The 23,881-nt window shown below is 56.6% G+C and carries 18 protein-coding genes and 3 tRNA genes; 6 read left to right on the top strand and 15 right to left on the bottom strand.

The genetic code is table 11. The features are described from left to right. Positions 1–15: 15 nt before the first annotated feature. The 4 genes from rlmM to ACMGGX_RS05500 all read right to left on the bottom strand — a co-directional run bounded on the left by rlmM (position 16) and on the right by ACMGGX_RS05500 (position 3,038). Positions 16–1,116, bottom strand: coding sequence for a 23S rRNA (cytidine(2498)-2'-O)-methyltransferase RlmM (gene rlmM / locus ACMGGX_RS05485; RefSeq protein ID WP_023309030.1), 1,101 nt, complete (start codon positions 1,114–1,116; stop codon positions 16–18). Continuing rightward, entirely contained in the window at positions 1,109–1,504 is a 396-nt protein-coding gene (locus ACMGGX_RS05490; RefSeq protein WP_023309031.1) for a DUF423 domain-containing protein, read from the bottom strand. The genes rlmM and ACMGGX_RS05490 overlap by 8 nt, the downstream gene beginning before the upstream one ends. A 39-nt stretch (positions 1,505–1,543) precedes the next feature. After that, complete coding sequence (gene gcvA, locus ACMGGX_RS05495) at positions 1,544–2,461, bottom strand: glycine cleavage system transcriptional regulator GcvA (protein WP_023309032.1); 918 nt, start codon at positions 2,459–2,461, stop codon at positions 1,544–1,546. A gap of 349 nt (positions 2,462–2,810) precedes the next feature. Next, a complete protein-coding gene (locus tag ACMGGX_RS05500) occupies positions 2,811–3,038 on the bottom strand; it encodes a YgdI/YgdR family lipoprotein (protein ID WP_008499648.1) in 228 nt (75 codons plus the stop codon). A 192-nt stretch (positions 3,039–3,230) separates the two neighbouring features. Between ACMGGX_RS05500 and csdA the strand changes: the two genes are divergently transcribed. Both csdA and csdE read left to right on the top strand, forming a co-directional pair. Continuing rightward, positions 3,231–4,436, top strand: a complete 1,206-nt coding sequence (csdA, locus tag ACMGGX_RS05505; protein ID WP_047743884.1) for a cysteine desulfurase CsdA — start codon at positions 3,231–3,233, stop codon at positions 4,434–4,436. Further along, positions 4,436–4,882, top strand: a complete 447-nt coding sequence (gene csdE, locus ACMGGX_RS05510; RefSeq protein ID WP_023333259.1) for a cysteine desulfurase sulfur acceptor subunit CsdE — start codon at positions 4,436–4,438, stop codon at positions 4,880–4,882. Before csdA ends, csdE begins: the two co-directional genes overlap by 1 nt. Here the strand turns inward: csdE and tcdA are convergent. Together tcdA and mltA are read right to left on the bottom strand one after the other, a co-directional pair. Continuing rightward, on the bottom strand, positions 4,873–5,679 hold the full coding sequence (gene tcdA / locus ACMGGX_RS05515; RefSeq protein WP_008499651.1) for a tRNA cyclic N6-threonylcarbamoyladenosine(37) synthase TcdA: 807 nt from the start codon (positions 5,677–5,679) through the stop codon (positions 4,873–4,875). The genes csdE and tcdA overlap by 10 nt on opposite strands. A gap of 75 nt (positions 5,680–5,754) precedes the next feature. Then, positions 5,755–6,852 (bottom strand): murein transglycosylase A, encoded by a 1,098-nt coding sequence (gene mltA / locus ACMGGX_RS05520; protein ID WP_023309035.1) that lies wholly within the window; start codon positions 6,850–6,852, stop codon positions 5,755–5,757. Between the two features lie 208 nt (positions 6,853–7,060). Between mltA and ACMGGX_RS05525 the strand changes: the two genes are divergently transcribed. The 3 genes from ACMGGX_RS05525 (at position 7,061) to ACMGGX_RS05535 (ending at position 7,379) form a co-directional block, all read left to right on the top strand. Continuing rightward, a tRNA-Met gene (locus ACMGGX_RS05525) sits at positions 7,061–7,137 on the top strand. A 44-nt stretch (positions 7,138–7,181) separates the two neighbouring features. Next, positions 7,182–7,258 (top strand) — tRNA-Met (locus ACMGGX_RS05530). 44 nt (positions 7,259–7,302) lie between these two features. Beyond that, positions 7,303–7,379, top strand: a tRNA-Met gene (locus tag ACMGGX_RS05535). An 87-nt stretch (positions 7,380–7,466) separates the two neighbouring features. On the opposite strand, the gene amiC is transcribed toward ACMGGX_RS05535, so the two are convergent. Further along, complete coding sequence (gene amiC / locus ACMGGX_RS05540) at positions 7,467–8,720, bottom strand: N-acetylmuramoyl-L-alanine amidase AmiC (RefSeq protein ID WP_348561824.1); 1,254 nt, start codon at positions 8,718–8,720, stop codon at positions 7,467–7,469. 227 nt (positions 8,721–8,947) lie between these two features. Between amiC and argA the strand changes: the two genes are divergently transcribed. Next, complete coding sequence (gene argA, locus ACMGGX_RS05545; protein ID WP_032660243.1) at positions 8,948–10,279, top strand: amino-acid N-acetyltransferase; 1,332 nt, start codon at positions 8,948–8,950, stop codon at positions 10,277–10,279. 34 nt (positions 10,280–10,313) lie between these two features. Here the strand turns inward: argA and recD are convergent, their stop codons facing one another. From recD to ACMGGX_RS05585, 8 genes are all read right to left on the bottom strand, one after another. Further along, positions 10,314–12,134, bottom strand: a complete 1,821-nt coding sequence (recD, locus tag ACMGGX_RS05550) for an exodeoxyribonuclease V subunit alpha (RefSeq protein ID WP_420298145.1) — start codon at positions 12,132–12,134, stop codon at positions 10,314–10,316. Then, entirely contained in the window at positions 12,131–15,673 is a 3,543-nt protein-coding gene (gene recB, locus ACMGGX_RS05555; protein WP_420298146.1) for an exodeoxyribonuclease V subunit beta, read from the bottom strand. Before recB ends, recD begins: the two co-directional genes overlap by 4 nt. Beyond that, the gene (ptrA, locus tag ACMGGX_RS05560) at positions 15,670–18,537 is read right to left on the bottom strand and encodes a pitrilysin (protein ID WP_181593785.1); all 2,868 of its coding nucleotides are present in this window, start codon (positions 18,535–18,537) and stop codon (positions 15,670–15,672) included. Before ptrA ends, recB begins: the two co-directional genes overlap by 4 nt. Before the next feature lie 140 nt (positions 18,538–18,677). Beyond that, positions 18,678–22,052: an exodeoxyribonuclease V subunit gamma gene (recC, locus tag ACMGGX_RS05565; protein ID WP_420298147.1), complete on the bottom strand. Its 3,375-nt coding sequence runs from the start codon at positions 22,050–22,052 to the stop codon at positions 18,678–18,680. Positions 22,053–22,064: 12 nt separating this feature from the next. Further along, positions 22,065–22,388, bottom strand: coding sequence for a prepilin-type N-terminal cleavage/methylation domain-containing protein (locus tag ACMGGX_RS05570; RefSeq protein ID WP_023309042.1), 324 nt, complete (start codon positions 22,386–22,388; stop codon positions 22,065–22,067). Then, positions 22,373–22,774 (bottom strand): DUF2509 family protein, encoded by a 402-nt coding sequence (locus ACMGGX_RS05575; RefSeq protein ID WP_348561819.1) that lies wholly within the window; start codon positions 22,772–22,774, stop codon positions 22,373–22,375. Before ACMGGX_RS05575 ends, ACMGGX_RS05570 begins: the two co-directional genes overlap by 16 nt. Beyond that, on the bottom strand, positions 22,771–23,331 hold the full coding sequence (locus tag ACMGGX_RS05580) for a prepilin peptidase-dependent protein (protein WP_420298148.1): 561 nt from the start codon (positions 23,329–23,331) through the stop codon (positions 22,771–22,773). The genes ACMGGX_RS05575 and ACMGGX_RS05580 overlap by 4 nt, the downstream gene beginning before the upstream one ends. Further along, entirely contained in the window at positions 23,322–23,786 is a 465-nt protein-coding gene (locus tag ACMGGX_RS05585; protein WP_029740488.1) for a prepilin peptidase-dependent protein, read from the bottom strand. The genes ACMGGX_RS05580 and ACMGGX_RS05585 overlap by 10 nt, the downstream gene beginning before the upstream one ends. Positions 23,787–23,881: the final 95 nt, after the last annotated feature.

Raw genomic sequence — 23,881 nt, forward strand, 5'->3', positions numbered from 1 at the left:
GCAATAGAACACGGACTATCGTTCGTCGCGACGTCCGCCGACCGCAGCCCACCAGCGACGAATATGCACCGTCACCTCTTCACGGTCGTGATACAGCTGACGCGCCTGGATCTCCACGTTAATTCCGTGTTCATCCATCTGCTCCTGAATGTAGGCCAGGTTCTGCGACACTTCCTCATAGCGCTTTTTCATCGGCAGCTTGAGGTTGAAAATGGTCTCACGACACCAGCCATTGACCAGCCAGGAGGCCATCAGCGCGGCGACTTTTGCCGGCTTCTCAACCATATCGCACACCATCCACGAGATGTTGTTACGGTTCGGGCGATAGCGGAATCCGTCTTCACGCAGCCAGGTGACCTGTCCGGTGTCCATCAGGCTTTGCGCCATTGGGCCGTTATCAACGGACGATACCCACATATTGCGTTTCACCAGCTGATAGGTCCAGCCGCCCGGGCACGCGCCAAGGTCGACGGCGTACATGCCGTTTGCCAGACGCTCATCCCACTCATCCGCCGGGATAAAGACGTGGAACGCCTCTTCCAGCTTGAGCGTGGAACGGCTTGGCGCATCGGACGGGAAGCGCAAACGCGGAATACCCATAAAGAAGGGAGAGTTGTTGGTGGTGTACGAATAGCCTGTATAGCAGCAGCCCGGTGCGATAAAGAAGATATGCACCACCGGACGCTTCGGCGTTTCGTAGTTCGTCAGCACGCCCGCATCACGCAGCGCCGCACGCAGCGGCACGGTGAACTTACGGCAGAACTTCATCAGCTCTTTACTTTCGTTGGTATCCGCCACTTCAACGCGCAGATCGCCGCCCTTCTCCACCACGCCCTGCAGCATGCCGACAATAGGCGTGATGCGGTCTTCCGGCGGAAGATCCTTCAGCAGCTCACCCGCGACAAACATCTGGCGAGCGAAGATCAGCGAGCTGAACGGCAGCTCGCGCGCCAGCTTGTCCGCGTCTTCAGGCTGATAGCACTCGAAAACCACATAGCCCGCGTTTTCTTTTACGCGGGCAAAGCCGAAGACTTCGCGCTTCGCCGCTTTATCGGTAATTTCCGCGGCGCACTCTTTCTCAAACCCCGGGCGACAATATAAAACAACCTTATTCATGAACAACGCCCTTGCGTTTCAGACGGATAGCTCCGATAAACATTAATACCCAACCCGCCAGGAAGCTGAAGCCGCCGACAGGTGTAACGAACGCCCACAGGCGCAGATGTGAGAGCGCAAGGCAGTACAGGCTACCGCTAAACAACACGGTACCCAGCGCCATAAACACGCTGCTCCAGTAAAACCAGATACTGATACGACGCTGCATCGCCACCGCCAGCCCAAAAATAGCCAGCGTGTGGAACGCCTGATATTCAAGGCCGGTCTGGATCCAGCCCATCTCTACTGCGCCCAAAGACTTGCTTAATACATGTGCGCCAAAGGCGCCCAGTGCAACAAAAATAAAGCCACTCACCGCGGCAAAAATCAGCATGAATCGGCTGGTCATGTTTAAGTCCTGAGTTGATGCGTGCCCGGCACACAAACGTTATTGCTCATACCTGAAGCGGAATTTTTCTTGCTCGGTTGCCGCTTTCGCCAGTATCCACTGCCGGAAGGCGGCTATTTTACCCAGTTCTGCCTGACTGTCATGACAAACCAGATAAAACGCATTCTTGCTGACCAGTACATCATTAAAAGGGCAAACCAGGCGGCCTGCCTCAATTTCGGACTGCGCCATGACGTTGTTCGCCAACGCCACGCCCTGCCCGTGAATGGCAGCCTGTAACACCATCGCACTGTGGCTAAAAATGGGTCCCTGCTGCACGTTAATATGTGTAAGACCTAATTGACGGGTATAAGTTTGCCAGTCGCGGCGAGAGGCATCATGCAAAAGCGTATGCTGAGCCAGATCGGCGGGTGACTTCAGCGCCTTCTCACCCGTTAACAGCAGAGGAGAACAGACCGGCAGGAGATATTCTGCGTATAATTTTTCAACGCGCAAGCCCGGCCAGTTACCGCGACCATAAAAAATGGCGACATCTACATCATCGGCCAGCTTGTCCTCCTGACGATCTACCGCCTGGATTCGAACGTCGATCCCCGGATAAGCTGAGTTAAAGCTTGAGAGCCTTGGCACCAGCCAATGAATGGCAAAACTGGGCAATAAACTGACGGTCAGAGCACCTTTTGCACTCCGAGCCTGCAGCTTACGAGTGGCTTCCGTAAGCTGGGAAAAAATCTCTTTAATATCCTGAAAATAGCTCTGCCCCTCTTCGGTCAACAGCAACGAACGGTTGCGTCGACGAAACAGCTTAAGGCCCAGAAAATCCTCCAGAGACTTGATTTGGTGACTTACTGCGGCCTGTGTCACAAAAAGCTCATCTGCTGCGCGGGTGAAGCTCAAGTGACGTGCTGCTGCATCAAAAACACGTAATGCATTAAGGGGTGGCAATCGCTTTGACATGGTTATCTGGCTTAGATGTTAACGGATTTTAACAAACAGGAAACAACGTTTAACCTATTAGTTTTTTTTATCTGAGCCATTATAATTTGTCCGTTGAGGAACTACCAGCAAATACCTATAGTGGCGGCACTTCCTGAGCCGGAACGAAGAGCTTTTTTCGGAATGCGTGTTCTGAAGGGCTTTTGGCTTACGGTTGTGATGTTGTGTTGTTGTGTTTGCAATTGGTCTGCGATTCAGACCACGGTAGCAACGCTACCAATTTTTCACTTCCTGTACATTTACCCTGTCTGTCCATAGTGATTAATGTAGCACCGCCAATTTGCGGTGCTTTTTTTTCGCCTGCGATCTGTTAATGCTCGATCTCTTTCATCTCTTTCACGTCCGTGCGGTTGATCTGCTGCTTGTTCCCGTTAGCATCTTTGTACGAAATCATCCCGGTATCATTATCGGTAGTCGGTTTCCCTTCCGAAACGATAGAACGACCATCGTTGGTGTGCATCACGTAGTTGTTACCAGAACACGCGCTCAGGGCAAAAGTAAACGCACAGGCAGAAATGATTGCAGCTGTCTTATTCATGATTATTCTCCTTTAGCAATTAATGCTATTCAAACCTCGATTTATAACAGGCTAAAACATCCGCCTAACACTATTTAGCATAACCTGCTTTTTTGAGGTCGTAAGGATAAGCAGACAATTCTGATAGATATCAACCTCCTTGCCCTGCCGCTGAAATTGCGCGACGATCGCTATATTGAAATGAGGAATCCCATGAACGCTTTCAGTCCTGCGCAGTTCCGCGCACAGTTTCCGGCCCTGGCCGATGCCGGTATTTACCTGGATAGCGCCGCCACCGCCCTTAAGCCACAGGCGGTGATTGAGGCCACGCAGCAGTTCTACAGCCTGAGCGCCGGGAACGTGCATCGCAGCCAGTTTGCCGAAGCGCAGCGATTAACCGCGCGCTACGAAGCCGCACGCGATCAGGTCGCGCGCCTGATCAATGCCGAAAGCGGGAAAAACATCGTCTGGACGCGCGGCACCACCGAAGCCATCAATATGGTGGCCCAGTGCTACGCGCGCCCGCTGCTTCAGCCGGGCGATGAGATCGTCGTCAGCGAAGCGGAACATCACGCCAACCTGGTGCCATGGCTGATGGTGGCCGAGCAAACGGGTGCACGCGTGGTGAAGCTTCCACTGGGTGCAGACCTTCTGCCCGACGTGGCCCGTCTCCCCGAACTGATTACCCCTCGCAGCCGCATTCTGGCGCTCGGACAGATGTCGAACGTCACGGGAGGTTGCCCGGACCTGGCTCAGGCTATTCGCATTGCCCATGCCAGCGGGATGGTGGTGATGGTCGACGGCGCTCAGGGCGTGGTGCACTTCCCCGCTGATGTGCAGGCGCTTGATATCGATTTCTATGCCTTCTCAGGGCATAAGCTCTACGGGCCAACCGGTATTGGGGCGCTGTACGGCAAGCCAGAACTGCTGGCAAAAATGACGCCGTGGCTGGGTGGCGGCAAAATGATCACCGAAGTGTCGTTCGATGGCTTCAAAACTCAGGATGTTCCCTATCGCCTGGAGGCCGGTACGCCGAACGTGGCGGGGGTGATTGGCTTAAGCGCGGCGCTGGAGTGGCTGGCTGAAACCGACATTGTTCAGGCTGAAAGCTGGAGCCGGGGGCTGGCGACGCTGGCAGAAGAAGAGCTCAAAAAGCGCCCGGGCTTCCGCTCGTTCCGCGTTCAGGATTCAAGCCTGCTGGCCTTTGATTTTGCGGGCGTTCACCATAGCGACATGGTGACGCTGCTGGCCGGGTACGGCATTGCCCTGCGGGCCGGACAGCACTGCGCCCAGCCGCTGCTGGCGGCGCTTGGCGTTAACGGTACGCTGCGCGCCTCGTTTGCGCCGTATAATACCCAAAGCGATGTCGACGCGCTGGTTGCCGCCGTTGACCGCGCCCTTGAAATACTGGTGGATTAATGACTAGCGCTGCTTTAGCCGGACATCCGTTTGGCACCGTCATCACAGAAGAGACCTTAAAACAGACCTTCGCCCCGCTCCAGCAGTGGGAAGATAAATATCGACAGCTGATCCTGCTGGGTAAACAGCTCCCTGCCCTTTCAGACGATCTTAAAGCGCAGGCGAAAGAGATCGCAGGCTGTGAAAACCGCGTCTGGCTGGGCGTGAGCGTCTCCGGCGAGAAGCTGCACTTCTTCGGCGACAGCGAAGGCCGCATCGTCCGGGGCCTGCTGGCCGTATTGCTGACCGCTGTGGAAGGGAAAAGCGCGGCGGAATTGCTGGCACATTCGCCGCTGGCGTTATTTGATGAGCTTGGGCTGCGCGCGCAGCTCAGCGCCTCACGCGGTCAGGGGTTGATCGCGCTCAGCGACGCGGTACTGGATGCCGCACGTCAGGCTCAGGCCTGACGTTCCGCCTTCGCCATCATTTTCTTGAGGGCGTGAGACACCGCCACAAAGCCGAAGGAGGCAGTCACCATGGTGGCCGCACCAAAACCTGAGGCGCAGTCCATTCGTTTTGGCCCTTCCGCCGTGCTTTTCATCGCGCAGACTGAGCCATCCGCCTGCGGGTATACCAGCGCTTCGGTAGAGAACACGCAGTCGACGCCGAGCTTGCCTTTGCTGTTCTTCACCACGTTAAAATCGCTCTTCAGGCGCTCACGCAGCTTGGCCGCCAGCGGATCCTGGATCGTTTTCGCCAGATCGGCCACCTGGATCTGCGTCGGATCGATTTGCCCGCCCGCACCGCCCGTCGTGACCAGCGGCACCTTGTAGCGACGGCAGTATGCGATCAACGCCGCTTTTGGCCGCACGCTGTCGATGGCGTCAATCACATAGCTGTAGCCTTTGCTCATGTACTCCGCGACGTTATCTGCCGTCACAAAGTCGTCGATCACCGTCACGCGGCACTCCGGATTGATGAGACGAATACGCTCCGCCATCACCTCGGATTTTGCCAGGCCGACGCTATCACGCAGGGCATGGATTTGACGGTTAGTGTTGGTGACGCAAACGTCATCCATGTCAATCAGCGTGATTGCGCCAATACCGGTTCTCGCCAGCGCTTCTGCCGCCCACGACCCCACACCACCAATGCCCACGACGCAGACGTGCGCATCCGCAAACAGCTGCAGGGCTTTTTCACCATATAAACGTGCCGTCCCGCCAAAACGCTGGCGCCAGGCGTCGCTGATTACCACAGACATAAAACCTCAGATGTAAAAAGGGTGAGGTTTTCCTCACCCTGAACAGTAATCCGTATTGCGCTCAGAATACCACAATCAGCCGCTGAATACGTTTCCAGCTCCCGGCGCCGCCTTCAGTACCCACACGCGTCCGTAGTGGTTATACCAGCCCGCGCGATGGCCTGCGTCAGGGCCAATACCCTGATAGATGTCGAAGTGCTGGCCTTTAATTGCCCCGCCGACGTCCAGCGCCACCATCAGACGCAGCTCATACTGACCGTTGAACTTGCCGTTATTGTCCAGCAGAGGGACTTCAGCCAGCAGCGTGGTGCCTGCAGGAATAATCGAACGATCCGATGCTACCGACGCGCGGCCAATCAGCGGAACCGCGCTGGCCCCTTTCACCGGCGCGAAGTTTTGCGGTTTGAAGAAGACGAACGACGGGTTCTGCTCCAGCAGCTCGCGCACCTCGGCTTCGCTGTGTTTCTCGCCCCACTCGCGGATCGCCTGCATCGACATATCTTCTTTCTTCACTTCGCCGCGGTCGATCAGCACCTTACCGATACTGCGATAGGCGTGGCCGTTTTTCCCGGAATAGCTGAAGAAGTTAAGCGGCGAACCGTCGCCAAAATCAATGTAGCCGCTGCCCTGAACGTCCATGATGAAGTTATCCATCAGGGAGTTGCTGTAGGCCAGAACGTAGTTTTCGCTCAGCGCACCGGCGTAGATCTCAGCGCGAGACGGCAGACGACCGCGTTTTGGCGGCATACGGTAGATAGGATACTGGAACTCCCCCTGACGCGAGTGTCGTGCCTGGATAACCGGGGTGTAGTAGCCGGTAAACTGGACGTTGCCGTAGTTATCGGCCCCTTCCATCTGCCAGGCATCGATACCAAACTGGCGCATGTTGCGCGTATCGCCGCCTGCTTTCAGCCAGTCCTGGACCGCGTTATACACGCTACTCTGGGTTCCATACAGACGCGGCGACGCGTTGCGGATCTGGTAGACCTGCTCGGAGAAATCACCGGCATTAATCGGTGCGCCGACGGCATCAGGCTGATTAACTAAAGAGAAAGGCTGGGATAACTTCCCGTCTTTATACTGTTGACCGCGATCGGTCGGTTTGGAAGAACAGGCCGCAAGAATCGCTACCATTGCGCCCGCCATCAGATACTTCGCCCAACGTCCTTTCATTATATCTCGTCTTTAAGTTGCCCATTTCCGCGTGATGAAGATAACAAACCGCCAGGGCTAATGAAATGCGATCGCATGCCCTTTGGCAAATTTTGCGCAAAAAATAGTCCAAACAGAGCCATGTCGTTCAATTTGCATACAAAATCATGATTTATGTGAAAAAGGGGTTGCATCACAAACCTATCCGAGTATAGTGCGCATCCACGGACGCGGGGTGGAGCAGCCTGGTAGCTCGTCGGGCTCATAACCCGAAGGTCGTCGGTTCAAATCCGGCCCCCGCAACCAATTAAAATTTGATGAAGTATCTTCTACGACTGTAGAAAGACGGACGCGGGGTGGAGCAGCCTGGTAGCTCGTCGGGCTCATAACCCGAAGGTCGTCGGTTCAAATCCGGCCCCCGCAACCAATCAAATTTGAAGAAGTAAGTTTCTACACGAGTAGAAAGACGGACGCGGGGTGGAGCAGCCTGGTAGCTCGTCGGGCTCATAACCCGAAGGTCGTCGGTTCAAATCCGGCCCCCGCAACCAACACTTCTAAAACAATAAACACCCTCAAGGGTGTTTTTTTGTATCTGTCGTTTGTGAATTTGCCGGGCGTTTACCCGGCTGAAAGCGTTATCCGCGTCGCGCCAGCGTCGCCCCGTCAGAGAAATACGCCCGTATCCCCGCCAGAATCGACTCCGCAACCTCCTGCTGGAATTTTGCCGTCTTGAGCTTACGCTCCTCTTCGACGTTACTGATAAACGCGGTTTCGACCAGAATTGACGGGATATCCGGTGCTTTGAGTACCGCAAACCCGGCCTGTTCAACGCTGTTTTTATGCAGCTTATTGATATTCCCCAGCTTGCCCAGCACCGCTTTACCAAACTTCAGGCTGTCGTTAATGGTCAGCGACTGCACCATATCGAACATGGTGTGGTCGACGTAGCGGTCACCGCTTTTGCTCACGCCACCAATCAGGTCAGAGGCGTTCTGGGAGTCCGCCAGGAATCTTGCTGCGGTACTGGTCGCGCCTTTGGTCGAGAGCGCAAACACCGACGAGCCGCTTGGCTGGCGGCTGGTAAACGCATCCGCATGGATTGACACGAACAAATCGGCGCGCTGCTTCTGCGCTTTCGCAACCCGGACCTTCAGCGGAATAAAGATATCTTCATTGCGCGTCATATAGGCGCGCATATTACCTTCTTTATCAATCAACGCCTTCAGGCGGCGGGCAATTTGCAGCACAACGTCTTTTTCACGCGTGCGGTATTTCCCCACCGCGCCGGAGTCTTCACCGCCGTGTCCGGGATCGAGCATGATCACAATCGGACGATCGCGCCCTGCTTTCCCGGGCTGCGGGCCACTTTGCGCAGGCGGCACCTGACGCTGAAGATCGCCCTTGTTGTAGTCCTCCAGCAGAGCGAGAAGCGGATCCTGGATATCCGTTGCGTTGGCCGGGTAGAGATCCATCACCAGGCGCTCTTTAAACGTCGCGACGGGCGCCAGGGCGAACAGCTGCGGCTTAACGTTCTGTTTAAGCTCAAACACCATGCGCACGGTTTGTGGATCAAACTGCCCGACGCGAGCCGATTTAATAAACGGATCGTCACCGCGGATCTGCGCCGCCATCCCTTTCAGCACGGAGTTGAGGTTAACGCCTTCGAGATCCACCACCACGCGTTCCGGGTTACTGAGGGCAAATTGCTTATATGTCAGCACGCGGTTGGATTCGACCGTCACGCGCGTATAGGTCGACGACGGCCAGACGCGCACCGCCACCACCTGACTCGTGGCGGCAAGACCGACCTGACTGACGCTAAGCAACCACATTGCCCCGGCCCCTTTTAACAAACGGCGGCGGCTTATTGCTGAATTGGATCCCGACATGCTTCTCCCGAGCAAGAACACTGACTGATATACAAAAAGTCCAAATTGACCGAAAACTTTAACGAATGACGCATAAACTGTCATCTATAAAAGGGTAAACAATCATACGCTAACGCACGGATTACTTACCAATTTCTGTGGGTCGCGGAAAATTTGCACTTGCACACATGGCCACAATCGAATAAAAATACAGAAATTACGAATAAACATTCATTAAGGGTTGTGCCATGGTGAAGGAACGTAGAACCGAACTGGTCCAGGGATTCCGCCATTCTGTTCCCTATATCAACGCCCATCGGGGAAAAACGTTTGTCATCATGCTTGGTGGCGAAGCCATTGAGCATGAAAATTTTTCCAGCATCGTCAATGACATTGGTCTGCTGCACAGCCTGGGGATCCGCCTGGTGGTGGTGTATGGCGCGCGTCCGCAGATCGACGCCAACCTGGCCGCTCACCACCACGAGCCGATTTACCATAAACACACCCGCGTCACCGATGCCAAAACCCTGGAGCTGGTGAAACAGGCGGCGGGTCTGCTGCAGCTGGATATTACCGCGCGTCTCTCCATGAGCCTGAACAATACGCCGCTGCAGGGGGCGCATATCAACGTCGTGAGCGGCAACTTTATCATTGCCCAGCCGCTCGGCGTGGACGATGGCGTGGATTACTGCCACAGCGGCCGCATTCGTCGTATTGATGAAGAAGCTATTCACCGCCAGCTGGACAGCGGTGCCATCGTGCTGATGGGCCCGGTCGCTGTTTCCGTGACCGGCGAAAGCTTTAACCTGACGTCCGAAGAGATCGCCACGCAGCTGGCGATCAAGCTGAAGGCGGAAAAAATGATTGGGTTCTGCTCCTCCCAGGGCGTCGTGGACGCTGAAGGAACAATCGTACCGGAACTCTTCCCGAATGAAGCTCAGGCCCGCGTGGAAGCGCTGGAAGCCGAAGGCGATTACCACTCCGGCACCGTCCGCTTCCTGCGTGGCGCCGTGAAGGCCTGCCGCAGCGGCGTGCGCCGCAGCCACCTGATCAGCTATCAGGAAGACGGGGCCCTGCTCCAGGAGCTGTTCTCCCGTGACGGTATTGGTACGCAGATTGTGATGGAGAGTGCGGAGCAGATCCGCCGAGCCACCATCAATGACATCGGCGGCATTCTGGAGCTGATCCGCCCGCTGGAACAGCAGGGCATTCTGGTGCGTCGCTCACGTGAACAGCTGGAGATGGAGATCGACAAATTCACCATTATTCAGCGCGATAACCTGACCATTGCCTGCGCCGCGCTCTATCCGTTCCCGGAAGAGAAGATCGGTGAAATGGCCTGCGTGGCGGTGCATCCTGATTACCGCAGCTCTTCACGCGGCGAAATGCTGCTTGAGCGCGTGGCAGTACAGGCGCGCCAGATGGGGCTAAGCAAGCTGTTCGTCCTGACGACGCGCAGCATTCACTGGTTCCAGGAGCGCGGATTCACGCCGGTGGATATCGATTCCCTGCCGGAAACGAAGAAAGAGATGTACAACTATCAGCGTCGTTCAAAAGTGCTAATGGCCGATCTGGGATGATACGACGCCCTCACCGTCCGGCGAGGGCTTTCGTTCAGAGTGACTCAAATATCGCGCTCAGCCCGCTTCGTCGTTCCGTGCGGGTGGCAATCGCCTGCACCAGCACCCGTTCATCGGTATAGAGCGACAGGCGCTGTCGCGCGCGCGTAATGGCGGTATAGATCAGCTCGCGGGTAATGACGGGTGAAAGCTGCGTGGGCAGGATCAGCGCCGCATGGTTAAACTCGGAGCCCTGGGATTTATGCACCGTCATTGCCCATGCGGTTTCATGCTCGGGCAAACGGCTCGGCTGGAAGGACTTCACGGTCCCGTCCGGCATCTGGAACCAGACGCGCAGGCCCTGACCGCAGTCGAGCGCAATCCCGATATCCCCGTTAAACAATCCCAGCGCGCTGTCGTTGCGGGAGATCATCACCGGTCGCCCTTCATACCAGCGCGAGTGCGGGGTACGGTTAATTTTGCGTTTTTGCGCCAGCAGCTGTTCCAGCCTGTCGTTCAGACCCCGGACGCCAAAGGGGCCTTCCCTCAGCGCACAGAGCAGCTGATACTCGCCAAACGCGGCAATGACCTGCTCCGGCGTACTTTGCTGTTGTACGCCCGTCAGAAAGTGCTGGTACCCCTGCAGGGCGTCATCAAGCATCGCCTGATACTCTTCCCCACTTTGCAGCGATTTTTTCTCAATATCCGTAAAGGTACCGTCAAACACCGCAGTGGTGGTGCGCCGGTCGCCCCGGTTCACCGCCGCCGCAAGCTGGCCGATGCCGGAGTCGCTGCCGAAACGGTAGCTTTTTTGCAGCAGACACAGGCTGTCGCGCAGCGCCCCTGCCAGCGAATGGTTTTCAGAGGTGAGCGAACATCCGGTGAGACGGGCTAACTCCTGCGCGCGTTCCGCGGTATATCCCAGGCTGGCATAGGTGCAGATATCCCCCAGCACGGCCCCCGCCTCTACGGAGGCAAGCTGGTCGCGATCGCCGAGGAAAATGACGCGCGCGTGCGGCGGTAGCGCATCGATCAAACGCGACATCATCGTCAGGTCAATCATCGACGCTTCATCCACCACCAGAACATCAAGGTGCAGCGGGTTACCAGCATGATAGCGCAAACGCTGGCTACCCGGCTGTGCGCCTAGCAAACGGTGCAGCGTGCTGGCTTCATTGGGGAAAAGCGCAAGCTGATCCCCGGTTAGGGGCAGTTTTTGCAGCGCGCCGCCTAACGATTCAGTCAAACGTGCCGCCGCTTTACCGGTGGGGGCCGCCAGGCGAATTCGGCACTTTTGCTCACCCGATAGCTGAATCAGCGCGGCAAGCAGTTTTGCCACTGTGGTCGTTTTCCCGGTGCCCGGGCCGCCAGAAATCACCGAGATCCGTCGCGTCAAGGCCACGGCTGCCGCCACTTTCTGCCAGTCTGTCGCGTCGTCAGAGGTAAACAGCGTATCCAGCGTTTGCCGGAGCTGCGCTTCATCGCAGGGAAGAGGGGCGTTGGTCTCGCTGAAGAAGCGCGCTACCGTCAGTTCGTTACGCCACAGCCGGTTAAGATACAAACGCTCGCCGACCAGAATCATTGGCGTCCCGGTATCGGCTCCGCTTACGGCAGGCGAGCCGAGTAATATCCCCTGCCAGTCCACTGCGTCACCCAGCAGCGCGAAACACGCCTGTAAAGCCGGAGGCATTTTCTCATCCACCGCCAGACGCGACAGCGGCAGACATACGTGCCCTTCCCCCGCGTCTTTGCTCAGAATGGCCGCGGCCAGCATGACGGCAGGCTCCTCGCCTGCCACCATCATGGCGAACTGCACATCCAGGTGGCGCAGTAATCGTTGTTCAACCGCGTCCAGCAGTAGCGCCTGCATCGTCATGCCACCTCCTCCGTGCTTGCAGCAAACAGGTTATCCATTTTTTCAATCAGTTCCGCAGACGGACGCGTGCTAAAGACGCCGGAACGCGGGTCGTTAGCATCCACTCCGCGCAGGAACAGGTAAATGACGCCACCAAAATGCGCGTCGTAGCGGTAATCGGCCATGCGATGGCGCAGGTACCGGTGCAGCGCAAGGGTGTAAAGCTGGTACTGCAGATCGTAGCGATGCATTTGCATTGCCGAGGCCATCGCGTCCTGGGTGTAGGCTTCGCTGCTTTCACCCAGCCAGTTTGATTTGTAATCCAGCAGGTAGTAGCGCCCTTCGTGGCGGAAAACCAGGTCGATAAAGCCTTTGAGCATCCCCTGCACCTGGCGGAAGTTCAGCGGCGGGCACCCGGCGGATAACGGATCGTACTCGCGGATCAGGGCATCAAGCGCCTCGGCCCTGAGCGGGCTGGCGATGGGAAGATAAAACTCCATCTCCACCTGCTTGTCTTTGCCGGTCAACTGGTTCAGCGAGATCCCCTGCGTCGTGAGCGGCGCGCGCAGTACCGCGCGGATCCAGTCGGTGAGAACCGGCTGCCACTGCGCGTCGTAGCCGCCACTCTGTAACATCTTCAGTACCCACTCTTCGGAAACCGGCTGGGTAAAATCCAGCTCTTCAAACAGGCTGTGCAAAAACGTGCCCGGCGAGGCGCCGCGCGGGAACTGGTGCGGCGTGAGCACCGGCTCAACAGGTACGCTACCGGCTCCTGCGGCATCCACGTCCAGTTTTGGCATCAGATCCTGCGCAATACTCTGCCCGTGCTGCTGCAAACCGGAGTAGCTGGTGACCCGCCAGTCGTCGGCAATAGTACGTACAACCTGGCGGGCATGAAGCTGTGAGTCACGCAGCTCCGGCATCTGCCAGCGGCTGTTGTCGGGCTGCGACGGAATATGCAGGGCAACATGCTCTGTGCAAAGAGATTCGATGCACTGGCGCAGGCCCGCCGCGTCTTTGGGTTCACCGTGCTGAATAAGCCTCCCTAGCGCGCTCAGATGAAAATCGCTCTCCCCGGTCTTTTCGCCACGGCGACGGAACAGAGGCGCAACGCCCAGGCTGCAGTGCCAGACCGAACGGGTCAGCGCCACGTAAAGCAGGCGCAGGTCTTCCGCCAGACGCTCGGCTTCAGCCAGCTCAACGCTGGACTCCGCGTTGCTGAGATCGAGCACCGCCTCAAAAGATTCGCGATCGTGGTAAAAGGCCTGATCCTGCACGCGATAATTGGCGATAAACGGCAGCCAGACTAGCGGATATTCCAGGCCTTTCGACTTGTGAATGGTGACAATCTGCACCAGATGTTTATCACTCTCAAGGCGCATCTGCTGGCTGGACGAATTACTGTTCGGATCGGCAATCTGCTGCGCCAGCCAGCGCACGAGGGCGTGTTCGCTCTCCAGCTGCGTACCGGCTTCCTGCAGCAGTTCACTGATATGTAAAATATCGGTCAAACGGCGCTCGCCGCCTGCTGTCGCCAGCATATTTTCCGCAATGTGGCGCTGTGCCATGAGCTCGCGCACCATCGCCATGACTCCACGCTTCTGCCATTTTTCGCGATAGCGAACAAACTCTTCTACCACGGCATCCCACGCGGCTTCGTCATTGTTGAGCGCATCAATATCCCGCGCGTTCAGCCCGAGCATCGCGCTCGCCAGTGCGCTACGCAGCGTGCTTTCCCGCTCCGGAGCCAGCACGGCCTGCAGCAGCCATAGCATCTCCTGCGCTTCCAGCGTTTCAAAGACGCTGTCGCGGTTTGAGAGGTAGACGGAGGGAATATTCAGTAACGTCAGGGCGTCGCGGATGAGTGCTGCCTCCTGACGGCTGCGCACCAGCACCGTGATATCGGATGCCTTTACCGGGGCAGGTTTATCCCCCTTCCACAGCAGCGCCTTACCGTGCGCGCCCGCACTGAGCCAGTCGCGGATTTGCGCGGCACAGTGCTGGGCCATGGCATTTTGATAGTCGGCAACGCCGTAGCCTTCCCCGTCCAGCAGCCAGAAGTTCATGGCGGGCTGCGTCTCGCCGTTGAACTCGAAGCGCAACGAGGCATTTTTCTCGGCGAACTTTACCGGCTGAAACGGGATCTCCCGGAACATAAACGCCGTATCCATGCGGCTGAAGAGCGCGTTGACGCTTTCCACCATGCCGGGAGAGGAGCGCCAGTTAGTATCGAGAGTGTAGTGCGCGTCAACTTCGCTACGGGCTTTCATGTAGGTGAAAATATCCGCACCGCGGAAGGCGTAGATGGCCTGTTTCGGATCGCCGATTAACAACAGCGCTGTACCGGGCTGCTGGCGCCAGATACGGCGGAAAATGCGGTATTGCTGAGGGTCGGTATCCTGAAATTCGTCAATCATCGCCACCGGGAAGCGGGTCCGGATCGCGGCGGCAAGCGCTTCGCCATTTTCACTGCACAGCGCCGCATCGAGGCGACTCAGCATGTCGTCAAACCCCAGCTCACCCCGGCGGCGTTTCTCACGCGCGACGGCGTCGCGAATTTCCGTCATGGCGCGGGTAATCATCAGATCGTTGAGCGTTAAAGGCTCAGCCAGCAGGGTTTCAATCGCCACAAACAGAGGATGCTCAGGCACAATGCCGTCGGCTTTGGTCCGCTCAACCAGGAAACTCCGGGAGAATTTCTCCAGCGCGTCCGGGAGCTGGTAGCCTCGCGTCTCTTCCTGCGCCCAGGCGTTGATCTTGTCGATCCATTTACCCTGATTGCCACGGTTAAACTTGCGTCGGTCAATCCCGGAATTTTCGATGATTGCGTCAATCTCGCCAACGGACTCAATCCATTTTTGCTTGATGTCGGCAATTTGCGCGATGATTTTTTCATGCCGTGAGGCCAGGGTTTCATCCGCTGGCGGCGGGGATTTGATGACCGGCGCTTCACCCTGCAGATAACGATCGATAGCACGCAGCAGCGCCTCCGGGCCCTTCCACAGCGCATGTACCGCTTCGGCGATATCGCGCTGTAACGGGTAGCAGTGGCGACGCCAGAAATCCGCGCAGGCCTGATAGCGAAGCACGGATTCATCTTCAATGAGCTGCTGTTCAAACAGCATTCCGGATTCAAATGCATTCAGGCTCAGCATACGCTGGCAAAAACCGTGAATGGTGAAGACGGACGCTTCATCCATCTGCCGTTCAGCGAGGAGCAGCCACTGGGCTGCCTGTTGCTTATCGGCAATCTCTTCCAGAAGGCTCGCGTAGAGAGGGTTATCCGTGCTCTGACGCAGACAGGCGATGCGCAGCTCGTGGATATTGCTGCGAATACGGCCCCGCAGCTCAGCGGTGGCAGCCTCGGTGAAGGTGACCACCAGCAGCTCCTCCACGCTCAAAGGGCGTGGAAAAGCGGCGTTGCCGCCAAGCCCCAGCAGCAGACGCAGGTACAGGGCGGCAATGGTGAAGGTTTTTCCCGTTCCCGCTGAGGCTTCAATCAATCGTTCACCCTGCAGAGGTAAACGTAAGGGATCAAGGGACTCAGCGGTATCGGTCATTCTTTCTTACTCCAGGGCATAGATTGCTGCAGCGCGCTGACGCTCTTCCAGACTTTCCAGCCTTTCGGGTTCACGTACTCCGTTTTCCCGTTCTGGCTACCGGAAACCTGGGACAGAATGGTCATACCCTGCGGCTTAATGACCGCCTGATGGAAGAAGTCGGCAACCTTCTGCGGCGTCAGCTGTTTTATCTCGGCCACTACTTTATCACGCGAATCAAATTTCAGATTACCGCGATCGAAATCTTTGCTCAGCTGCGAGGCTTCTTCACCCAGCGTCTGCGGCGGCTGCATCACCTGTGCGATGACGGCCTGCTGGATCTGCGCAAACTCTTCCGGCTTCATGGCGCGGAGTTTTGCTTCCACCTGCGGGAAGAAGGCCTGGTAACGCTTCCAGAGATACGCCGGCTGTTTATCGCTGCTTTGCAGCAGGAAACCCAGCCCCCACTGTCGGCCTACGTTCATGGAGAAGGCAAACACCGCGTAGCCAAGCTGCTCCTCTGTGCGTAACTGGTTGTAGAACCACGGCTGAATAATTTGCCCCAGCACGGCACTCTGCGCCGAGCTGGCGAATTCATCATAGCCCGTTGGCACAAATACCGCGGCCAGCGCGGAATCCGTGCTGTTACCCGCCTTTTCAAAAATCACATTCTGTTTTTTCTCAACCAGCACGTCCTGGTTGCGGCACCACTCGTCGCCTTTCGAACCGAGCTGAGCGCGTACATTCTCTGCCAGGGTTTTGGCCTGATCCTCACTCATGTTGCCGACGATCAGGAACTCCGGGCGCGTGTTGGTTTTCAGCGCGTCACGGTAAGCCAGCACGTCTTTTAAGGTGATCGAAGGCAACAGCGCGCGGCGGTCTTCTCGCTGGAAATAAGGAACTTGCGACAGCATTTGCGCCGGCATAAGCGCCAGATCGTAAGCTTTGCCCTTCTCCGCAGAATCCATCATCTGCGCATACCACGATTTGGCCTGCTCAAGCTGCTCTTCCGTTGGCGTATAGCTGAAATAACCCTCCAGCAGTGCCTGGAACAGCTGAGGCAAACGCTGGGTATAGCCGTTTGCATTGAGCATCAAACCGTTGTTGGCGTTGGTAGAAAAACTGATGCCGCCCACGGCCGCCTGGTTGCTGAGCTGATCGAGCGCAATCCCGGCGAGATAGTCATTGAGCGCGAACATCACCTGATTTTTAGCGCTGTTCATTGCTTTCGGGTTACGCAACACCACGCTGACATCGGCCTTTGGCTCGCTTGCGAAATAGCGGCTAGGGGTATACACCACGCGCAGGGTAGGCTCATCAACGATTAGCGCCGGGTGCGGGTAATCTTGAGTCGTTTTGGTCAGCGAGAAGTCATCCGGAATATAGGGGTTCAGCTCCGGCAGCTTCAACGCAATCTCCCCGGCCTTCTTCTGCCAGTCGGCGAAGGTCTGCGCGCTGATTTTGTCTACCTGATAAGGGGCATCGACAAAATACGCCGTCTTGTTATGCGGTTCGTTCGGGCTGATGTACCAGATGCGGGCATTCTCCGGCGTCATCATCGCCAGGCGGGCTTTCACCGCATCGGCATCATACCGGTCGGCAATATTGACCGCATCGAGGGTGTGCTCCACCGGCACGCGGATCATGGTATCCGCCAGCCACTCAACGTAATCCATGTCGCGGGTAATGGACGGGTAACGGAAATCGAGATCCAGCACGTGTGCGAGCTCATCAAAGTAGCGCTTATCGACGCCTTTCTCACGCAGTAAAGAGAGGTAGCTGAAGATCGCCGCTACCACTTCATCACGGTTTGCCAGGCCCTTGTCGGTCAGGGTGGCGGAGATCGCCAGCACGCCGCTATTGCCGTTCACAACCGGATCGGAGTCGGCGCGAATACCTTCCACCAGCCCCTGTTTTTGCAGCCAGTCAGAAAGCGTACCCGGACTACGGTTACCTATCAGGTAGGTCACCAGCTCATCGGTTTTACTGCGAAACTGTGCGGTGTTGTTATCGATGCGGAATTCCACGCGCAGCACTTTGCGCGGCAGCGCAGGCACGTAGTGGATCACAATGCCCTTTTGCGCGTCCGTGACCACCGGTACGTCTATCTGCGGCAGGTCGATATTTTTATTCGGCACCCGACCAAACGTTTTAGCCGCCATGCCTGCCAGTTCTGGCAACGGTTTATTGCTGTAGATGACCGCTTTCATCAGGTTGGCGGAGTAGTATTTATCGCGAAACGCGTGCAGGGCATCAAGCACCGGGCTGTTCGGTTTGTCGCTCAACGTCTCCAGGTTACCGCCGGAAAAGCGCGAACCCGGGTGCGCAGGGTTGATGGTTTCGGCGCTGACCTGGGCCATGCGCATACCGTCTCGCGTGCGGGCAAGGGTCAACTCAGCATTGACGGCATTGCGTTCACGGTCGGCATATTTTTTATCCAGCAGGGGGGCGGCGATGGAATCAGCAAGGCGATCGACCGCGCCTTCCAGCGCATCATTTTCGACTTCAAGATAAAAGGCCGTGCGGTACGGTGCCGTACTGGCATTGTGGCTGCCGCCATGCATTTTCAAAAATTCGGACAGGCTATCTGGCTGCGGGTATTTTTTTGACCCCATCAGCGTCATATGTTCCAGATAGTGTGCAAGCCCAGGATGCGCGTCAGGATCTTCCAGCGATCCAACCGGCACCACTAATGCCGAGAGGGACTTCACCGCCTGAGGATCGGAAACCAGCAGCACGGTCATGCCGTTATCAAGACGAATAGCCTGATATTGACGGGTATCTTTTTCGCTTTTACGAATAGTTTCCTGAACGGGTTGCCAACCGGAGTCTGCCTGAGTGACAGGTACCCAGAGGGCAAAAAACAAAACAAACGCTTTAAACAAGGTGCTACCTCTTTATCACGGCTACATCATTAACACATTGCGTGCTGGACACGCCAACATCTCTTTATTGGGTACATCAGTCCGTGATAAGAAGTGCATCATAAATGAACACCCCATGCTGCGCAATTTTTATACAGCACTCAGGACTGATTAAATTTAAACAACGGCAGCAGGTAGCGCTGCGCCTCTTCCGTGATGGCCTCAAAGTACTCTGGCTCAAGCGTTCGCCATAAGCGCTGATACCAGACATCTTCACCTTCGCCCCGCACCATCATGTTTCCTTCGTAGGCCTGCATAAATTTACTGCGCGCTTTCTGCAGTGACGCCTCATCCGTTAACATCGCATCATTCTGTGCGTCATAACAGGCTTTTATCCAGGCCCCGCCACTTTCCGGCAGTACCAGGAGCGGTTTGTTCATTCCCTGACGGTAGCCCTCAATGTACAAAGACAGATACCGTAACGCCTGCTCAGACTCCATCGGCGGGAAGCGCCATTCGCCCTCTTTGCGCACGAAAATCCGACTTTCACCTTTATGACCATCCGCACTGTAGACAAGATGTTCCAGCCAGAGTTGCAAACCCTGTGAAACGCTAAGCATAGAGGGCCGCCAGCGCAGCAGCCCATCCGGCTGAACCTGGGTTAACCAGCCCGTGAGCTGTACACCATTGCAGTTGAGATCGATTTCAATGCTTTTCCCTGGCTGTCGGCACGCTCTTACGCGCTCTGCCAGGGCGGTCATCTCCTGACGCTGCGCCTCCCAGACAATTTCCCCGAACGCCCCATAGGGCAGCTGTCCAGCAGCACGGTAGCGGCGGTAAAGTTTGTCCGCATCTTCCTCTTCAACCAGCGCATTCAACAGCTGCAGGTTTAACTGGTAGCGCTCCAGCCCTTCCAGCGTAAAGGGCTCTGCATCAGGAATTTCACTCTCTTCAGAACGGAAGTTGACCTGCAATCGCTGCTGGAAGAAGGCGCGCACCGGATGCGCCCAAAACCGCTGAAGCTGTTCGAAGGTCAGGGTATCGACAGGGCGCGGGTCAAGTTCCTGTATGAAATCGGTATGCGCACTCCCCTCCTTTTTCGCTGCCGGTAACCACTCCTGCGCATAGCTCTGGCGCTCGCTGGGCGTGTAGTTCACCGGGTCAAACGGCATGCGGCTGTGGAAACAGGTGATATGAGATTTCACCCTCTTCTCGCTTTCATCGCAGTTGCGCTCTTCATCCCCCGGCAGATAGTGACTCTGGCCGATATAGTCCACCAGCTCCTGCACCAGAACGGAGGGAAAACGCTCGCTGTTGTCCTGAATCGAACGGCCGATATAGCTGATATAGAGCTTACTCTGGGCGGAAATGAGCGCCTCAAGGAAGAGGTAGCGGTCATCATCGCGGCGGCTACGGTCGCCCCGCTTTGGATCTGCGCTCATCAAATCGAATCCCAGCGGCGCCAGCGCGCGCGGATAAACGCCGTCGTTCATGCCAAGCAGACAGACCACTTTAAACGGGATAGAACGCATTGGCATCAGGGTGCAGATATTGATGGGGCCAGCCAGAAAACGCTGGCTGATTCGCTCCTGATCGAGCCGCTGCGTCAGCTCATCCCTCAACAGCGACAGCGGGATGGCCTCCTGATAGTGGGAGTTCACGCCTTCGTCGATGATCGCCTGCCACTGCGTTTCAATCAGTGCCATTGCCGCTTCGGTGTCACTGTCTGGCAGGAAGAAATCATTAAGCAATGCCCTACAAACCGGAAGCCACGCTTCAAGCGGACGCGGCTGCATCAGCTCGTGTCGCCAGCGGTTAAGCTGCATCAGGAGTGACGCTAAATGCCCCACCAGTTCAGCAATTAACCCGCTGGACTCATCGTAAGGCAGCACCTCATTCCACTCGCCCTGGCTGCTCTCCATGGCGTAGCCCAGCAGCATACGCGTCAGGCCAAAACGCCACGTGTGCTGCCCGGTTGGAGGAAGTTCGAACTCCTGAACGTTATCGTCATCGATCCCCCAGCGTACGCCAGATTCATTCACCCACTGGCGAAGGTAGCGCAGCCCCTCTTCAGTGATGTTGAAGCGTGCAGCCAGCACGGGAACATCCAGTAACGCCAGGACATCTTCGGAGATGAAGCGGCTATCCGGCAGTGAAAGCAGAGTGATAAAGGCCTGCAGTGCCGGATGCGACTGGCGGGCACGACGGTCAGAGATAGCGTAAGGCAGATATCGCTCGCCCGTCGCACTGCCAAAAACGGCCTGAATGAAGGGACTGTAGCTGTCGATATCCGCCACCATCACCACGATATCGCGGGGCGTCAGTTCGGGATCGTCCTGCAGCATCGCCAGCAGCTGGTCGTGAAGCACTTCGACCTCACGCTGAGGGCTATGGCAAACGTGGATCGTGATGCTGCGATCGTCAGCATCCAGCTTGCGCTTGCTGTCGCTACGTTCGAATTCGTTCGCCGTCACGCCCATCACGGCACGGTTTTCCAGATCGAGGATATCCAGCTGAATATGATGCAGCAGGCTATCCGGGGTAATATCGACAAAGGCATCCACGTCGCCTTCGCCTGATGAAGTGATGTCTGAAAGCATGTGAATGTAGTCACGCCCCAGCTTCCCCCACGAGGCAAGCAGTGGATTGGGCAGGTTCTGGATACCGTCTTCATCAAAAAGCTGACCGGCAGTCGAGCCGTCTTTAAACAGCGGGACGGAACGTTCTTCAAAAAGGCGCTTTCGTTGGCGAGTTACCAGCCGCGCAAGCCAGCGTTCGTCGAGGATATCCCCCCAATACTGTCGGCAAGGGTTGGTGAACAAAATATGGATATCAATATGTTTACCCAGCGCGTTCAACGCCTTCAGATAAACAGGCGGTAATGCGGATATCCCGCAGATAAAAACGCGTGATGGCAGTCTGGCCGGGCGCTCCGGGGCATTCTCGAGTATTGAGATAAACCGCTCGTACAGGTTGGCACGATGCCACTTAGGCTGCCCAAGTTTCTCCGTATGCTCTACCAGTGCTTTCCACAGCGGTGCCTGCCATATTTGCGCCTCCGGTAGCCCTTCAACCAACTCGCCCGCTTCCCAACGAATTAACCAGTCAGAACGGTAAACAAGGTATTGGTCGTAGAGATCGGCGGTACGCGACGCCAGCTGGAACAGCTTGCGCTTATCGGTATCGTCATTGAGGTAGTGGCGCAGCATGGCGAATTCATCGTGCTGCAGCATTTCAGGCAGCAGCGCCATGAGCTTCCAGCTCATGCCTTGTTTGTTGAAGGCGCTCTGCTCCGGGATGTCCGGCAACACGCGCACAAACATCTCCCAGATAAAACTCGCGGGGAGCGGGAAATCAATATTTGCGGCTATGCCAAATTTACGGGAAAGCGACATTTGCAGCCACTGTGCCATACCGGTGCTCTGCACCAGCACCATTTCAGGCTCAAAAGGATCGTCAAGCCGCTCGCGCTCAACGATAAATTCCATCAGCGCTTCCAGCACATCCAGACGATTTGAGTGGTAGACCCTTAACATAGACGCTCCCGACTACTGGCTAACCGGGCAATGCAGACGCGTTATCTCACCGCGCCGCCCCAGAGGAGAAATAAGTGTGACCGTGATGCTGACACATCCTGCGTGCGTTGTCTGCCCCCGACTGGCCTGCCAGCCTGCCGGGAGAACATTTGTTGAGAGCTGAGACTGATTCCAGGCATGGTGCCAGAGCTGGCGATACTGATTAAACAGGGTAAACCGCGCCGCCAGCGCCCGGTGATAACCCGACAGAGCAGTCACGACGATCACCAGCAGCATCATCGCCAGCAGTACCTCAACCATGCTAAACCCTTTTTCTCTGTTCACGGCAGCTGGCATAACGCGCTCTCCTTAAGGGGACAAAAATCACTCCAGCCGTGAGGCGAAAAGCGAACGTTCCCGTCGACAATCTCTCCTGAGCGCCAGAGCAGCAGGTCGCTGTCTCCGGCAATCAGCAGCACACGCGCCCCAGTCAACTGGCGCAAACACACTCGCCACACAGGAGTCTTCTTGCACTGAACCTGTGGCTCTGACGACCAGCTCTGAACCCGTCCCCACTCAAGCGCGGACTGCACCGTCGCCTGCTGCTGAAGCGAACGGCTCTCACCGCCGACGAGCGCGCTAAAGGTTGTGAGCTGCTGATTGAGACCCGTGAGGATAAGGGTACCGAGCACCAGTAAAAGCAGAACCAGCGCCAGCGAAGACATTCCGCGTTGACGATTCACAGGTTGTACCCCGTGACCGTATACAACGCCTGCCAGGGTTCCCCCTGCTCGCCTTTACGAATCGCCGCCAGTTCGATATTCACCTCTGGCGCAAAACCGGCATGTTCAACTGTCCTCACCACAAAATGCGTGATCGCTAGCCTGTCCGGGTCCGTGAGCTTTTCCCATCCTTTTCCTTCACATGAGGTCGCTCCACGCTGGGTTTCAAGCGCACCAGACTCCAGTCGAAAACCGGTGCTGTCATTTTCTGATGCGCTGTTATCCCAGCTGCCGTTACTGTTGGCATCCCACCGCACAATGACGCAACTTCCTTGCCTGGCTGTCACCAGTGCCTGTCCCTGACAGTTTCCCGCGCAGTACCCCGCACGCTGGAGCTGTTTGCCCAGAGCAAACAGGTGGTGCCAGACCTCTTCCTCCAGTTGTCTCTGGCCAGATTGCACTAAGATCGCACGCTGCAAGCCGGGTAAAAAACGCGATGCGCTTATCAGCAAAAGGCTGCTAATCACTGTTGCAATCAGAACTTCAGTCAGTGAGAAACCTCGCTGCTTCATCGACATGAACCTCCCGCAGAGACCTTACACATCCTGATGCGTCCTCCATTTGAGACAATAATCAGCCATTCTCCCGCGCGGCTTTGAACGCGTATCCGCCCAGCCCATGCCGTATCCTTTAATCCATAGAACGCGAGCGACGGCGTTACCTCGCCGATCGCGACCTCAGGCCAGAGTGGTATCAGCACAAAGGGACTGCCCTTCTCACAGCCTTGCGCGGCAGAGCTCACCAGACAATCCATGCCTCCCACCCGCAGACGGGTAATTTGATGGTCGCGGTTGTAGCGGTTGGCATGATTGCGCAGAAACAGCAGGTAATCTCGCACCTGACTGGCGGTTTGCCACAGCCGCTGCTGCCGCTGCCAGCTGTCCCAGCCGTACAGCCCTGAGGCGCTGAGGATAACGACAAGCGAAATCGCGACCAGCGTTTCGATAAGCGTAAAACCGTTCTCTTTTTTCATACCGGGAGTGTGGCGAAGCGCCGTGAACATGACGAGCGACGGTTCTTCGTTTTACGAGGCGTTATCCGGAGAATTGAGAGTATTGCAGCGCGTTG

The organism is Enterobacter sp. BNK-29 (genome assembly GCF_048684785.1).
GTDB classification, from domain to species: Bacteria; Pseudomonadota; Gammaproteobacteria; order Enterobacterales; family Enterobacteriaceae; genus Enterobacter; species Enterobacter cloacae_M.